General features: G+C 68.6%; 13 protein-coding genes. 11 read left to right on the forward strand and 2 right to left on the reverse strand.

The genetic code is table 11. The features are described from left to right. Positions 1-50: 50 nt before the first annotated feature. Entirely contained in the window at positions 51-1214 is a 1164-nt protein-coding gene (locus SB771_RS30815; RefSeq protein ID WP_175662176.1) for an AraC family transcriptional regulator, read from the reverse strand. A 42-nt stretch (positions 1215-1256) separates the two neighbouring features. Between SB771_RS30815 and SB771_RS30820 the strand changes: the two genes are divergently transcribed. The 4 genes from SB771_RS30820 to SB771_RS30835 are packed head-to-tail and all read left to right on the forward strand — an operon-like array spanning position 1257 to position 5774. Further along, positions 1257-1469, forward strand: a complete 213-nt coding sequence (locus SB771_RS30820; RefSeq protein ID WP_175662175.1) for a hypothetical protein — start codon at positions 1257-1259, stop codon at positions 1467-1469. Further along, on the forward strand, positions 1466-2857 hold the full coding sequence (locus SB771_RS30825; protein WP_175662174.1) for an APC family permease: 1392 nt from the start codon (positions 1466-1468) through the stop codon (positions 2855-2857). Before SB771_RS30820 ends, SB771_RS30825 begins: the two co-directional genes overlap by 4 nt. 58 nt (positions 2858-2915) lie before the next feature. Then, positions 2916-4313, forward strand: a complete 1398-nt coding sequence (locus SB771_RS30830; RefSeq protein WP_175705177.1) for an aspartate aminotransferase family protein — start codon at positions 2916-2918, stop codon at positions 4311-4313. Positions 4314-4349: 36 nt separating this feature from the next. After that, positions 4350-5774 carry an aldehyde dehydrogenase family protein gene (locus tag SB771_RS30835; RefSeq protein ID WP_175662172.1) on the forward strand — a complete coding sequence of 475 codons (1425 nt, stop codon included), beginning with the start codon at positions 4350-4352 and terminating at the stop codon, positions 5772-5774. A 205-nt stretch (positions 5775-5979) separates the two neighbouring features. On the opposite strand, the gene SB771_RS30840 is transcribed toward SB771_RS30835, so the two are convergent. After that, positions 5980-6834 carry a FadR/GntR family transcriptional regulator gene (locus SB771_RS30840; protein ID WP_126224206.1) on the reverse strand — a complete coding sequence of 285 codons (855 nt, stop codon included), beginning with the start codon at positions 6832-6834 and terminating at the stop codon, positions 5980-5982. Positions 6835-7062: 228 nt separating this feature from the next. Between SB771_RS30840 and SB771_RS30845 the strand changes: the two genes are divergently transcribed. From SB771_RS30845 to SB771_RS30875, 7 genes are all read left to right on the forward strand, one after another. Next, complete coding sequence (locus SB771_RS30845) at positions 7063-8271, forward strand: ABC transporter substrate-binding protein (RefSeq protein WP_105830180.1); 1209 nt, start codon at positions 7063-7065, stop codon at positions 8269-8271. A gap of 69 nt (positions 8272-8340) precedes the next feature. Next, entirely contained in the window at positions 8341-9201 is an 861-nt protein-coding gene (locus tag SB771_RS30850; RefSeq protein ID WP_175705178.1) for a branched-chain amino acid ABC transporter permease, read from the forward strand. Next, on the forward strand, positions 9198-10241 hold the full coding sequence (locus tag SB771_RS30855) for a branched-chain amino acid ABC transporter permease (protein ID WP_175662170.1): 1044 nt from the start codon (positions 9198-9200) through the stop codon (positions 10239-10241). The genes SB771_RS30850 and SB771_RS30855 overlap by 4 nt, the downstream gene beginning before the upstream one ends. Further along, positions 10238-11005: an ABC transporter ATP-binding protein gene (locus tag SB771_RS30860; RefSeq protein WP_175662169.1), complete on the forward strand. Its 768-nt coding sequence runs from the start codon at positions 10238-10240 to the stop codon at positions 11003-11005. Before SB771_RS30855 ends, SB771_RS30860 begins: the two co-directional genes overlap by 4 nt. Beyond that, a complete protein-coding gene (locus SB771_RS30865) occupies positions 11002-11703 on the forward strand; it encodes an ABC transporter ATP-binding protein (protein WP_105830183.1) in 702 nt (233 codons plus the stop codon). The genes SB771_RS30860 and SB771_RS30865 overlap by 4 nt, the downstream gene beginning before the upstream one ends. Before the next feature lie 34 nt (positions 11704-11737). Further along, positions 11738-13027: a Zn-dependent hydrolase gene (locus SB771_RS30870; RefSeq protein WP_175662168.1), complete on the forward strand. Its 1290-nt coding sequence runs from the start codon at positions 11738-11740 to the stop codon at positions 13025-13027. Continuing rightward, positions 13024-14526 (forward strand): M81 family metallopeptidase, encoded by a 1503-nt coding sequence (locus tag SB771_RS30875; protein ID WP_410721839.1) that lies wholly within the window; start codon positions 13024-13026, stop codon positions 14524-14526. Before SB771_RS30870 ends, SB771_RS30875 begins: the two co-directional genes overlap by 4 nt. Positions 14527-14536: the final 10 nt, after the last annotated feature.

Here is a 14536-nt window from a genome sequence, read left to right on the forward strand (position 1 = left end):
CACGACATGATGATGCCGGACGACCGGTTCGACACGCTGCGCGGCGATTTTCACCCCGTGCGGCATCTACGGCCGCTGGAATCGGGTGTGTGCGCGGCCACGCCGCTGAATGCGTCGCCGTCGCCGTCCGAACCCGCGCTCGCGCGCGGCGTCTTGCCGGTCCAGCGCCTATACGCATGGCGGAAGCTGCGCGGTTCGCTGTAGCCGAGCCGCTCCGCGATCGCGGCCACGCTCAGGTCCGGCTCGTCGAGCAGCCGCACCGCCTCCTGACGGCGCACGTCGTCCAATAGTGACTGAAACGTGATGCCGTCCTTCTCGAGCCGGCGGCGCAACGTGCGCTCGGTCAGATGCAGCGCGTTCGCGAGCGACGTCATCGACTTGAAGCGCATGAGGTCGCGCGCCATCAATTCCTTCGCGCGGTCGGCGAAGCGCGTGCCGATCGACGCCGCCCACTGTCGCTCGAGCGCTTCGCACTGACCGTGCAGCGCATTGAAGCTGACTTCGTTCGCGAGCCGCGGGACCTCGGTGCCGTTCACGCTCGTGAACACGAGCCGGTTCTCGCCGGCATTGAACGCCACCGGGCAGCCGAAGTGATGCGCGTAGTCCGCGCCGTTGCGCGGCGCGCGGCGCGCGAGATGCAACCGGGCGGGCCACACCGGCTTGCCGACCAGGTCGGACACGATCAGGCGCAGGCTCGACAGGCACATGTCGGTCTGGAACACCTCGATGTCGGGTTCGCCGTTGTACCGATCGATCGTCACGCTCATGCCTTGCGCATGCGCGTGCACGCGCACGTCGAAATACAAGCCCATGAACAACGGAAACTGGCTCATGCACCGGAACGCCTGCATCACGGAGCCGCTGATCAGCATCGCGTAGCCGGCGAGGCCGAGCGTCGACACATGGAGCCGCGCGCCGATCGACAGGCCGATCGACGGCAAGCCGGTGCAGCGCAGCAGATTGCGGAAGCAGCGCTGCTCCTGGCCGCGATTCACGTGCAGGCTCGGCGACGCGACTTCTGCCGCGCCGAGGCCGGTTCCTTCGAGCAGCACCGCGCCATCGATATGTCGGACGCGGCACTCGTCGAGCGCGGCCGCGATCGCGTGCACGGTGGCGGGAATGTCCTCCTGGCGGCCGGCGGGACGCGCGAGGCCGAGCGCCGAACGCAGGCTGCGTTCGGCGCGGCTTTGAGGTCGATGGGACTTGCTGTCCATGGTGCGAGGGCGACGACGGGGTTCGCATAGAACATAGCGGGAATGCCCGCGAAACGCCAGCGGGCCTTCCCCGCTCGCGACATGCCGCCGGTCGCACGTCCGCAAATATCCCCCGATTACGTCCGCTTTTCTCATTCGTCGTCGATTTTTTGGCGCACCACACTCGTTTCCGAATCGCGCAATGCCTGCGATGGCGGCATTGCCGACGACACGAGTGTTGACGTCATGGACGACATCCACGCGAGGACAGCATGAAAGACACGAGGCCGGAGCAGCGCGCGCCCAGCGCCGCGACAGACGATGTGCAAACGCATGCGAACGGGCACGCCCAGGCGGGACCACGCAGCGCGCACTCGCTCGGGCTGTTCACGCTGGTGATCTTCGGTCTCGCGTACATGTTGCCGATGACGGTGTTCACGACCTACGGAATCGTCACGCGCGAGACCAACGGCCATCTGACGATCGCGTATGCGGTCACGCTGGTCGCGATGCTGCTGACCGCGCACAGCTACGGCCACATGGCGCGGCTGATGCCGAGCGCCGGTTCCGCTTATACGTTCGCGAGCCGTAACTTCGGCACGTCGGCCGGTTTCATGGTCGGCTGGGCGCTGCTGATGGACTACCTGTTCATCCCGATGATCAGCTACCTCGCGATCGGAATCTACATGAAGCAGCTCTTTCCGGCGGTGCCGGCGAGCGTGTGGATCGTCGCGAGCATCGCGCTGATCACCGGGCTGAACATCGTCGGCATCCGGCTCGTCAATCGCGTGAACCTGATCCTGATCGCGAGTCAGCTCGTGTTCATCGCGGTGTTCGTCGCGGCGGCCGCGCATGTCGCGGCCGGCGAGGGGCTGACGACGACGCTCGCGCTGCCATCGTCGGGCGACGCGCGCGCGATCCTCGCCGGGGCCGCGATCCTGTGCCTGTCGTTCCTCGGCTTCGACGCGGTGTCGACGCTGTCGGAGGAAACGCACGAGCCGCGCCGTACGGTGCCGCGCGCGATCCTGCTCTGCACGCTCGCGAGCGGCCTGCTGTTCATGCTGATCGCGTATGCGGGGCAGGTGGTGTTTCCGGACTGGCATGCATTCAGGGATCTCGATTCGGCGAGCCTCGAACTGATGCGACGCATCGGCGGCGGCACGCTGTCGGCGCCGTTCGTCGCGGTCTACGTGGCCGGCTGCTTCGCGAGCGCGATGGCCGGCCAGGCGAGCGTGACGCGCGTGCTGTTCGCGATGGGCCGCGACCAGGTGCTGCCCGAGCGCGTGTTCGGCCACCTGCATGCGCGGCTGCGCACGCCGGTGCGCGCGACGCTCGCGGTCGGCGCCGTGTCGTTGTCCGCGCTGTTCATCACGCTCGATCTCGCGTCGACCATGATCAGCTTCGGCGCGCTCGTCGCGTTCGCGGTCGTGAACCTGTGCGTGATGCGCAGCTACCTCGGTCGCCTGGAACACCGCCGCTTCGCGTGCTGGATCAAGTTCGGCGTGGTGCCCGCGCTCGGCTTCGCGATGAACGTATGGCTGTGGTCGGGCCTGTCGCGCCAGACCTTCTACGTCGGCCTCGGCTGGCTCGCGCTCGGGCTTTGCCAACTGCTGTGGCTCACGCGCGGTTTCACGCGTCCGGCGCCGACGCTGTCGATGAACTGAATGACCGGCCGGCGGCGTCCGGTCGCCGGCGTCGCAACGCAAAAAGGAGGAGTGACCCATGAACGGTGTTGACGTCAATCTCGATGCGGACCTGCAAGCGCTCGGCAAGCGCCACCTGCTGATGCACTTCACGCACGCCGATGCCTATCGCGAGCAGGCGCTGACGGTGTTCGACCGCGGCGAAGGCTGCTGGCTCGTCGACCGCAACGGCAAGCGCTACTTCGACGCGCTGGCCGGGCTGTACTGCGTGCAGGTCGGCTACAGCCACGGCGCGGAGATCGGCGACGCGATCCGCGAGCAGATGGTGCGGCTGCCGTTCGCGACCAACTGGGGCTACGGCCACGAACCGGCGATCCGTCTCGCGCACAAGCTCGCGGCGCTCGCGCCGGACGGCCTGAACCGCGTGTTCTTCACGTCGAGCGGCTCGGAGTCGAACGAGTCGGCGATCAAGCTGGTGCGCCAGTACCACCAGGCGCGCGGCGAGCCCCAGCGGCGCAAGTTCATCGCGCGGCGCGTCGCGTATCACGGCACGTCGTTCGGCGCGCTCGCGCTGAACGGAATGACCAACTTCCGCAAGCATTTCGAGCCGCTGATGGCGGGCGTGCGGCACGTGAGCAACACGAAGCGCTACGGGCGGCCGGAAGGCGAGACGGAAGCGCAGTTCACGCGCCATCTGCTCGACGAGATCGAGTCGCTGATCGTCCAGGAAGGGCCGGACACCGTCGCCGCGATCGTCGTCGAGCCGCTGCAGAACGCGGGCGGCAGCCTGACGCCGCCGGCCGGTTATGCGCAAGGGTTGCGCGCACTGTGCGACCGGCACGGCGTGCTGCTCGTCGCGGACGAGGTGATCTGCGGGTTCGGGCGTCTGGGCGAATGGTTCGGGTCGACGCGTTACGGGCTGAAGCCGGACATCATCACGTTCGCGAAAGGCATCGCGTCGGGCTACGTGCCGCTGGGCGGCGTGATCGCGAGCGACGCGGTCGTCGACACCGTGCTCGACGGCCCGCAGCAGATGTTCCTGCACGGTGCGACGTACGGCGGCCACCCGGTCGCATGCACGGCCGCGCTCGCGAACCTCGCGATCATGGAGCGCGAAGGCGTGCTCGAGAACGTGCGCAGCAACGAAGCGGTGTTCCGCCAGACGCTCGACGGCCTGCTCGAGCTGCCGTGCGTCGGCGACGTGCGCGGCGACGGCTACCACTACTCGCTCGAACTCGTGACCGACAAGACCGCGCGCCGCTGGGCGGCCGGCATCGGCGCGCAGGCCTTCGTGTCGACGCTGCTCGCGCCCGCGATCTTCGAAGCGGGGCTGCTGTGCCGCGCGGGCGTCGATCACGAAGGCACGCCGATCGTGCAGTTCTCGCCGCCGCTCGTGATGTCGCGCGACGAGATCGTGTGGTTCGTCGCACAGATCCGCGACATCCTCGTCGATACCTACGCACGTGCGACGCGCTGAGCACGGCACGGGCATTCGTTATCCCAGGAGCATTCGATGCGAACCTCGCAACAGAGCTATATCGCCGGGCAGTGGGTCGACCCGGTCGACGCGCGCGCGATCGACGTGATCGATCCGGCGACCGCCAGGCCATATGCGCGTCTCGCGATCGGCGGGCCGGCCGACGTCGACCGGGCGGTCAGCGCGGCGAAGCAGGCCTTCGATACGTACTCGCGCTGGACGGTCGACGAGCGTGTCGCGCTGCTGCGGCGCGTGCTCGAGATCTACCAGCGCCGCTACGACGAAGTCGCGCACACGATCAGCCAGGAGATGGGTGCGCCGATCGCGTTCGCGCGCGCGATGCAGGCCGCGGTCGGCACCGCGCATCTCGAACAGACGATCCGTGCGCTGCAGGCGTTCCGGTTCAGCACGCAGACAGATTCGCTGCTCGTGTCGCACGAGCCGATCGGCGTGTGCGCGCTGATCACGCCGTGGAACTGGCCGATCAACCAGATCGTCTGCAAGGTCGCGCCGGCGCTCGCGGCCGGCTGCACGATGGTGCTCAAGCCGAGCGAGATCGCGCCGTTCAGCGCGGTGCTGTTCGCGGAGATCCTGCACGAGGCCGGCGTGCCGCCGGGCGTGTTCAACCTAGTGCACGGTTACGGGCATGAAGTCGGCGACGCGCTGTCGCGGCATCCGGATGTCGACATGGTGTCGTTCACCGGGTCGACGCGTGCGGGCGTCGAGGTCGCGAAGGCGGCCGCCGACACGGTGAAGCGCGTGCATCAGGAGCTCGGCAGCAAGAGTCCGAACCTGATCCTGCCGGATGCCGACATCGAGGATGCCGTCACGCGCGGCGCGCGCAGCTGCTTCAGCAATAGCGGGCAGTCGTGCAACGCGCCGACGCGGATGTTCGTGCATGTCGACCAGCTGGCCGCGGCCGAGGCAGCGGCGCGTGCCGAGGCGGCGCGCACGGTCGTCGGCGATCCGCGTTCGCCGGAAACGGACATCGGACCGGTCGTCAGCCGCACGCAGTTCGACCGCATCCAGCACTTCATCCGGCTCGGGATCGAAGAAGGCGCGACGCTCGTCGCCGGCGGCCCCGGGCGGCCAGAGGGGCTCGCTGACGGCTTCTACGTGCGGCCGACGGTGTTCTCGAACGTCACGCCGGACATGACGATCGCGCGCGAGGAGATCTTCGGGCCGGTGCTCGCGATCATGACCTACCGGACCGAGGACGAGGCAATCGCGCTCGCGAACGACTCGGTCTACGGGCTCGCGGCCTATGTGCAGTCGAAGGATCTCGATCGCGCACGCAGGGTGGCGGCGCGGCTGCGGGTCGGCAATGTCCACATCAACTACCCGCCGTGGAACCCGGCCGCCCCGTTCGGCGGCTACAAGCGCTCGGGCAACGGCCGCGAGTATGCGGAGTTCGGGCTCGTCGAATACCTGGAGACGAAGGGGACGACGGGGTACGCGTGAGCGTGCGGGAGATGATGATCCCGGCCGCCCGGGGAAAGCGAGGCCCGGATGCGTACTCGCCGGTGTTGACCCCGCTCGCGGCGTCCGGCCGTCACGGCCATGACAACCGTAACGACCCGGAGCCGCCTCGGCATCCGCGACGCGGCTGACGATCCCGTGCGCGGCGCAGCACGCGGCGTCGAGCCGACGCCGCGCCCGCGGGCAATCAGTCGTCGTCGGGATCCGGTGCGCCCGCATCGGGTCCCGCAACGGCCGCGGCGGCCCGCCTGCGGATCTCGGAATCGAGGATCAACCGCCCGCGCAGCTTGCCCTTCATCCGCTTCACATGCTTGGGTGCCTCGGTCATGTGCTCGACCATCAGCGCCCGGACGCGTTCGGCATCCCGCTCGCGCGCGGCCTGCAGGATCGCCTTGTGGATCGACACGTTCGCTTCGCCGAAGCGCTTGTGCTCCACGAGCGGCGTATCGTTCCGGAACTCGATCAGCTGCCGGATCATCTCGTTGATCAGCTCGCAGCTGAAGCGCAGGAATGGGTTCGGGTTCGCGGCCGCGAGGATGTCGTGGAACGTCGTGTCCTCCTGCCGCTGGCGCAGCATATGGCCGCGGTCGTGCACGCCCGACGCGCCGTCGCAGCACGCGATGTTCGCCTCCAGCGCCGCGAAGTCGCGCTCGGTCAGGTGCGGCACGGCACCGGCCGCCAGCTCGGGTTCGAGCAGCTTGCGCACGGTGTAGATGTCGTCGATCGTCACGTCCTTGAAGAACAGGTAGTTCTGCAGGAGCTGCAGCGTGCGGTCGAGCGGCACCTCGACGACCATCCCGCCGCCCGACGGCCCGGTCGTGACCTTGATGAGCCCCTGCACCTCGAGCGACTTCAACGCCTCGCGGATCGTGCTCTTGCTCACGGCGTAGAGCTGCTGCAGCTCGGCTTCGCGCGGCAGGCGGTCGCCCGGCTTCAGGTCCTTCTCGGTGATCAGCCGCTTGATCTCCTCGGCGACGAGGTCGGCCCGCTTCGGCTGCTTGATTTCGACCGCGAGGCCCGCCCTGGCTCGGTCCATGACCATCTTCACGACTCCTTTGTCTGACTGCGCGCCGCGTCATCGTCGACGATCCGTTCCGGCGCGGGTACGGAATTTTGCCTGATTGACACCAATTTTGATCAACTTTAGCATCAGGTTCATTCTATTTATCATGATAAATAGGATCAACCGGCGGCGCGCATCCTGCAGGGCGTGGGCACGGTTTGGCAGTCGGTCGCATCGCGTGTGTCCCCCTTTATCAGGAGCGTCAACTTGAATCGCCGAGAACTGTTGAAACTGGCCGCGCTGTCGGCCGTGCCGGGTGCGCTCGGCAGCATGTCGTCCCGTGCCGCGTTCGCGCAGGGTTCATCCATCCAGCTGGCGTGCCCGGTGCCGATGTCGGGGCCGTTCGCCGCCAACGGCAAGTACGCCGATCTCGGCATGAAGCTCGTCGTCCAGCAGTACGGCAAGGTGCTCGGCGCGCCGCTCGCCTACACGGCGCTCGACACCGAGGGCAAGCCCGCGACCGCCGTGCGGCGCGTGCAGGAGATCGCGCAGCAGAAGGGCGTGCGTTTCTTCGCGGGCGGCATCCTGTCGTCCGAATCGCTGGCGATGGGCAAGGAAGTCCAGAAGGCGGGCGGCGTGTTCATCACGACGGCCGGCGCAGACGAGATCACCGGCAAGGATTGCAATGCCGCGACGTTCCGCTGGTCGGTGCCGACCTTCGGCGCGATCGAGCAGACGGTGCGCCCGTTGACCCAGATGCTGCCGAAGGCGAAGCGCTGGTACACGATCACGCCGCAATACGTGTTCGGCGACGGCCTGCTGTCGGCCGCGAAGGCGATCTTCAAGGAGAAGGGCATCGAGCATGTCGGCAACAGCTACCACTCGCTCGCCGAGAAGGAGTTCAGCGGCTACCTGACGAACGCGGCGGCCGCGCAGCCGGACGTGCTCCTGATCCTGAATTTCGGCTCGCAATCGTCGGACACGCTGCGCCAGGCCGTCAGCTTCGGGATGAAGCGCAACTGCACGATCCTGCTCGCGTGGGCGTCCGGCCTCGAGCAGTTCGAGGCGCTCGGGCCCGACATCTGCGACGGCGTGTATTTCGGCGCGCAGTACTGGCACGACATCGATTCGCCGCTGAACCGCGACCTCGTGAAGCGCGCGAACGCCACGTTCAAGGCGAACCCGAACTACAGCCTCGCGGGCTCGTACATCTGCTCGAAGATCCTGGTCGACGCGATGGTGAAGGCCGGCAGCGCCGATCCGAAGAAGGTCGTCGCGGCGATGGAGGGCATGAAGTACGACGGCCTCACGGGCCCGGAGGAAATCCGCAAGGGCGACCACCAGGTGCTGAAGAACTACTACCTGCTGAAGGGCAAGCCGAAGAGCCGGATGAAGAACGCGGACGACTACGCCGACATCGTCAGCTCGGGCCAGTCGTTCCTGCCGGTCGACAAGACGAACTGCAAGCTCGCGTGACGCAGTGCATGCGCCCGCGGCCGTCGTGCGCCGCGGGCGTCCGTTACCTTCCTTTCTGACACGGAAGCCATGAACGTCTATCTGCTGCAGATCGTCAACGGCATCGGCGTGGGCATGCTGTATTTCCTGCTCGCCGTCGGCCTGTCGATCGTGTTCGGCCTGCTGCGCTTCGTGAATTTCGCTCACGGCGCGTTCTACCTGCTCGGCGCCTATCTCTGCTACCAGGCGCTGCAATGGTCGGCGAATTTCTGGGTCGCGCTCGCGGTCGTGCCGCTCGTCGTCGGCGCGTTCGCGTGGGGCGTCGAAAAGCTCGTGCTGCGTCACGTGTACGCGCAGCAGCACGAATTCCACATCCTGGCGACGGTCGGGCTCGCGCTCGTGCTGCAGGAGTGCGCGATCCTCGCCTGGGGCCCGCTCGGCGACAACGTGCCGCCGCCCGACGCGCTGAACGGCGTCGTGATCTGGGGCGGCTTCGTCTACCCGAAATACCGGCTGTTCGTGATCGCGTTCACGGCCGTGCTCGCCGTGTTGCTGTGGTGGGTGCTCGAAGGCACGCGGCTCGGCAGCACGGTGCGCGCGGGCAGCGAATCGTCGGAGATGGTGTCGCTGCTCGGCATCAACGTGACGCGCGTGTTCAGCCTCGTGTTCGCGCTCGGCGCGGCGACGGCGGCACTCGCAGGCGTGCTCGCCGCGCCGATCCGCGGCGTCGACCCGTTCATGGGCATCGAGGCGCTCGGCATCGCGTTCGTCGTGGTCGTCGTCGGCGGGATGGGGAATTTTCTCGGGGCGCTCGTCGGCGGGCTGCTGGTCGGCATCGTGCAGAGCCTGATGAGCACGCTGTGGCCGGAAGGTGCGCGGCTGATGATCTATGTCGCAATGGCGGCCGTGCTGCTGCTGCGTCCGAACGGGTTGCTGGGGAGGGCCGCATGATCGAATCGTCGAAACCGCTGCCGCCCGGGACGGCGGCCACGTCGCGCCCGCAGCCGCGGCGCGGCGCGCTGCAGCGGCCGGAAGGCTGGCTCGCGGTGGCCGTCGTGTGCGTGCTGCCGGTCGCACTGACCTCGGGCTCGCTCGCGACCGAAGTGCTGGTGTTCGCGCTCGCCGCGCTCGGCTGCAACCTGCTGCTCGGCTACACGGGGCTGCTGTCGTTCGGGCAGGGCATCTTCTTCGGGCTCGGCAGCTACGCGGCGGGGCTGGTGCTGACGCACGGCGTCGCGTCGGTGACCGCCGCGCTGGTCGCCGCCACCGTGCTCGGTGCCGTCGCGGCCGCGCTCGTCGGCTGGTTCTCGATCCGGCAGCGCGGCACTTACTTCGTGATGCTGACGCTCGCGTTCGGACAGCTGTTCTACTTTCTCGCCTACACGACGCCGGACCTCACGGGCGGCGACAACGGGCTGCTCGACATCCCGCGCCCCGTGCTGTCCGCATTCGGGCATCCGCTTGTTCCGCTCGATTCGCCGTGGCGCTACTACGGCTTCGTCGCGGTGCTGTTCGTCGTGGTGTTCTGGCTGCTGTTGCGCGTGTCGCGCTCGGTGTTCGGCCGCACGCTGCTCGCGATCCGCGACAACGAGGCGCGCGCGGCTGCGGCCGGCTACGACGTGAAGCGCTTCAAGCTCGCGGCGTTCGTGATCTCGGGGGCCGTCACGGGCCTCGCCGGTGCGCTGCACGCGTTGATGACGGGCATCGCGCCGTTGTCGAACATCGACTACCACACGAGCGAGATGATCCTCGTGATGACGGTGATCGGCGGCACGGGCAACCTGTTCGCGTCGGTGCTCGGCGCGGCGTTTTACGTGCTGTTCGCGGACTGGCTGTCGACGCTGTGGCCGCGCTGGCTGCTGCTGCTCGGCCTCGTGCTGATCGCGGTCAGCCTGTTCATGCAGCGCGGGTTGTGGGGATTGGGTGAACGTGTCGCGGCGTCGCTGCGGCGCGGCGGACGCACGGCAGCGACGACCGGGGAGCGGCAATGAGCGAAGCGATTCTCGAGGCGCGCGGCATCGTCAAGCGCTACGGCAAGTTCACGGCGCTGGGCGGTGTCGATCTGCGGATCATGCCGCGCACCGTGCATTCGGTGATCGGGCCGAACGGTGCGGGCAAGACGACGCTGTTCCATACGCTGACGGGCACGTTGCCGATCACGGCGGGCTCGATCCTGTTCGACGGTCACGACGTGTCGCGCGAACCCGACCACAAGCGCGTGCGGCGCGGCATCGCGCGCTCGTTCCAGGTGACGAGCCTGTTTTCGAACCTGAGCGTGCGCGAGAACCTGCGCGTCGCCGCGCAGGGTGTCGAATCGCGGCGTGCGCTGAATCCGTGGGCGCCGCCGCGCGGTGCGCTCGCGCACGACGGCATCGTCGACGACGTGCTCGAGCGGCTCGGCCTGCAGCCCTTCGCCGATACGGCGGCCGGCGTGCTGTCGCACGGCCAGCAGCGCCGGCTCGAGGTCGGGATGGCGCTGGCGGCGCGGCCGCGCGCGATCTTTCTCGACGAGCCGACGTCGGGCATGGGGATCGACGATCTCGACGACATGAAGGCGCTGATCCGTGGCCTGCGCGACGACTACACGGTCGTGCTGATCGAACACAACATGGGCATCGTGATGGACATCTCGGACACGATTACGGTGATGCAGCAGGGCCGCGTGCTGGTCGAAGGCAAGCCGGATGCGATTCGCGGCGACGAGCGCGTGCGCAGCGCGTATCTCGGCAACATGATCACGGGAGGCCGCGCATGATGCTCGACGTGAAGGAGGTCCATGCCTGCTACGGCAAGAGCCACATCCTGCAGGGCATCTCGCTGAACGTGAACGAAGGCGAGACGGTGACGCTGCTCGGCCGCAACGGCGCGGGCAAGTCGACGACGCTCAAGACGATCGCAGGCGTTGTCGCACCGACCGGCGGCACGGTGACGTTCGCGGGCCGGCCGGTGTCCGGGCAGCCCGCGCACCGGATCGCCGCGCGCGGCCTGTGCTTCGTGCCCGAGCATCGCGGGATTTTCCGCCTGCTGTCGGTCGAGGAGAACCTGCGGCTCGGCGCGCGCCGCGATTCGCCGTGGCAGCTCGACGACATCTACCGGATCTTCCCGCGCCTGAAGGAGCGCCGCCGCAACGGCGGCGCGCAGTTGTCGGGCGGCGAGCAGCAGATGCTCGCGATCGGCCGCGCGCTGATGAACCACCCGCGGCTGCTGATGCTCGACGAGCCGGTGGAGGGGCTCGCACCGGTGATCGTCGAGGAGATCGTCGCGCAGCTGAAGCAGATCAAGGCAGCCGGCGTCGCGATCCTGCTCGTCGAACAGAACCTCGAAGTGTGCACGCAGCTCGCGGATCGCCACTTCGTGATCGAACAGGGCGTGATCGTCTACGAAGGCAGCAACGCGGCGTTCGCGGCCGATCACGAGGTGAAGGACCGTTACCTGGGCGTCGGCGTCGCGTAAGCGCCGCGCCCTTTCATTGCGAGGAATTCCATCGATGCAAGTTCAGGATTCGACACCGGGCGTCGCGGCGTCCGGCTTGCGCGTCGACGGCGCGCGGCTGTGGGACAGCCTGATGCGTCTCGCGCGGATCGGCGCGACCGACAAAGGGGGCGTGTGTCGCCTCGCGCTCACCGAACTCGATCGCGAGGCGCGCGACCTGTTCACCGCATGGGCGAAGGAAACCGGCTGCACGGTACGGGTCGACGCGATCGGCAACATCTTCGCGCGGCGCGCGGGCGAACGCGACGACCTGCCGCCCGTGACGACGGGCAGCCATATCGACACGCAGCCGACCGGCGGCAAGTTCGACGGCAACTACGGCGTGCTCGCGGGCCTCGAAGTGCTGCGCACGCTCGACGACGCGGGCGTGCGCACGCGGGCGCCGCTCGAGGTCGCGGTCTGGACCAACGAGGAAGGCTCGCGCTTCGTGCCCGTGATGATGGGCTCCGGCGTGTTCGCGGGCGCGTTCACGCTCGACCATGCGCTCGCACAGTGCGACCGCGACGGCGTGTCGGTGCGCGACGCGCTGGCCGCGATCGGCTATGCGGGCGATGCGGGCGACGGGCGGGGCGCTCATCCGGTCGGCGCGTATTTCGAAGCTCATATCGAGCAGGGCCCGGTACTGGAGGCGCACGACACGACGATCGGCGTGGTCGAGGGCGCGCTCGGGCAGCGCTGGTATGACGTGACCGTGCACGGCATGGAGGCGCACGCCGGCCCGACGCCGATGGCGCTGCGGCGCGACGCGCTGCTCGTCGCGTCCGATCTCGTGCGCAAGGTGAACGCCATCGCGTGCGCGCATCCGCCGCATGGACGCGGCACGGTCGGCTGGGTCGACGTGCACCCGAATTCGCGCAACGTGATTCCGGGCCGCGTGACGCTGACCGTCGACCTGCGCGCGGCCGACGATGCGACGCTTGCGGCGATGGATGCCGAACTGCGCGCGGCGTGCACCGAGCTGGGCGCATCGGCTGGCATGCCGATCGACGTCGAGCAGGTCGTGTACTTCCCGCCGCAGCCGTTCGATACGGCACTCGTCGAGCAGGTTCGCGCGGGCGCGAGCACGCTCGGGCTGTCGTCGATGAACGTGATCAGCGGGGCGGGCCACGACGCCGTGTATCTCGCGCGCGTCGCACCGACCGCGATGATCTTCGTGCCGTGCAAGGACGGGATCAGTCACAACGAGATCGAGGAGGCCGATCCCGTGCATCTGGAGGCAGGCTGCAACGTGTTGCTGCACGCGATGCTGGGCGCCGCTGGGGTCGCGGAGGGCCGCGCACGATGAAAATCCTGATCGCCCGGATGAATCACGAAACGAACACGTTCTCGCCGGTACCGACGCCGCTCGCCGCGTTCGGCCGCAACGGCCCCGACTGGGGCGACGACGCGTATCGCGCGAATCACGGGATGCGCACCGCGATGGCCGCGTTCATCGATGCGGCCGAGCGTGAAGGCGCCGAGATCGTGACGCCCGTATCGGCGGCCGCCAACCCGAGCGGCCCGGTCGCGGCCGATGCGTATGCGGCGATCTGCGATGCGATCGTCGCGGCCACGCCAGGCTGCGACGCGGTGATGCTCGACCTGCACGGCGCGATGGTCGCCGAGCAATCCGCGGACGGCGAGGGCGACCTGCTCGCGCGCGTGCGCGCCGCGCTGCCCGATGCACCGATCGCGGTGGCGCTCGACCTGCACGCGAACGTCACGCAGAAGATGATCGACCACGCGGACGTGATCGTCAGTTTCAAGACCTATCCGCACGTCGACATGTACGAGACGGGCGAGCATGCGGCACGCGTGCTGCTCGACCGGCTGCACGGCCGCGCGCGGCCCGTGCTCGCATGGCGCCAGCCGCCGCTGATGACGTCGACGCTGCGCAGCGCGAGCGCCGAAGGCGCGATGCGGCTCGCGGTGGAGGCCGCGCGCGCGGCGGAGGCCGACGGGATGCTCGCGGTGTCGGTGCTGCCCGGCTTCTCGCTCGCGGATATTCCCGCGCCGTGTATCAGCGTCGTGGTGGTCGCCGACGGCGACCGCGCGGCAGCCGACGCGGTGGCCGAACACATCGCCCGGCAGATCTGGGACGCGCGTGACGCGTTCGTGTACCGCAGCGCGCCGCTCGCGGAATCGGTCGCGCAGGCCGCGGCGCTGGCGGGCGGCGCGGACCGTCCGGTGCTGATGCTCGATCACGGCGACAACTGCATGTCGGGCGGCGCGTGCGACACGATGGACCTGCTCGAGGCCGCGCTCGCGCAGGGGCTCGACGGGATCGTCAGCGGGCCGCTGTGCGACCCCGAAGCCGTCGCGGCGCTGATCGACGCGGGCGTGGGCGCGACCGTCACGGTGCTGGTCGGCAACCGGATGCCGTCGCATGGCGGCGCGCGGCGCGCACCGTTTCGCGCGACGGGCATCGTGCGCGCCATCACCGACGGCGAATACGTGATTACCGGGCCGACTTATACGGGCCAGCGCGCCTACATGGGCCGCGCGGCGGTGCTCGATATCGGCGTGGCGACGCTGGTCGTCACCGAGCGCACGCAGGAACCGTGGGATCTCGGCGTGTTCGAGAGCGTCGGCATCGATCCACGCCGCGCGCGATTCCTGCTGCTGAAGTCGCGCATGTATTGCCGGCCCGTGTTCGTGCCGATCGCGGCCGCACTCGTCGAGTGTGACAGCCGCGGCGTGACCGGGTCGGACTTCGAGCTGTTCCGCTACGAGCGGCTCGCGCGGCCCGTGTATCCGCTCGACGACGTCCGTCAGTGGGAAGGCGCGGGGCCGCGCACTCGCTGACCGGCGGCCG

This window comes from Burkholderia sp. SIMBA_051, assembly GCF_046534915.1.
GTDB lineage: Bacteria > Pseudomonadota > Gammaproteobacteria > Burkholderiales > Burkholderiaceae > Burkholderia > Burkholderia ambifaria.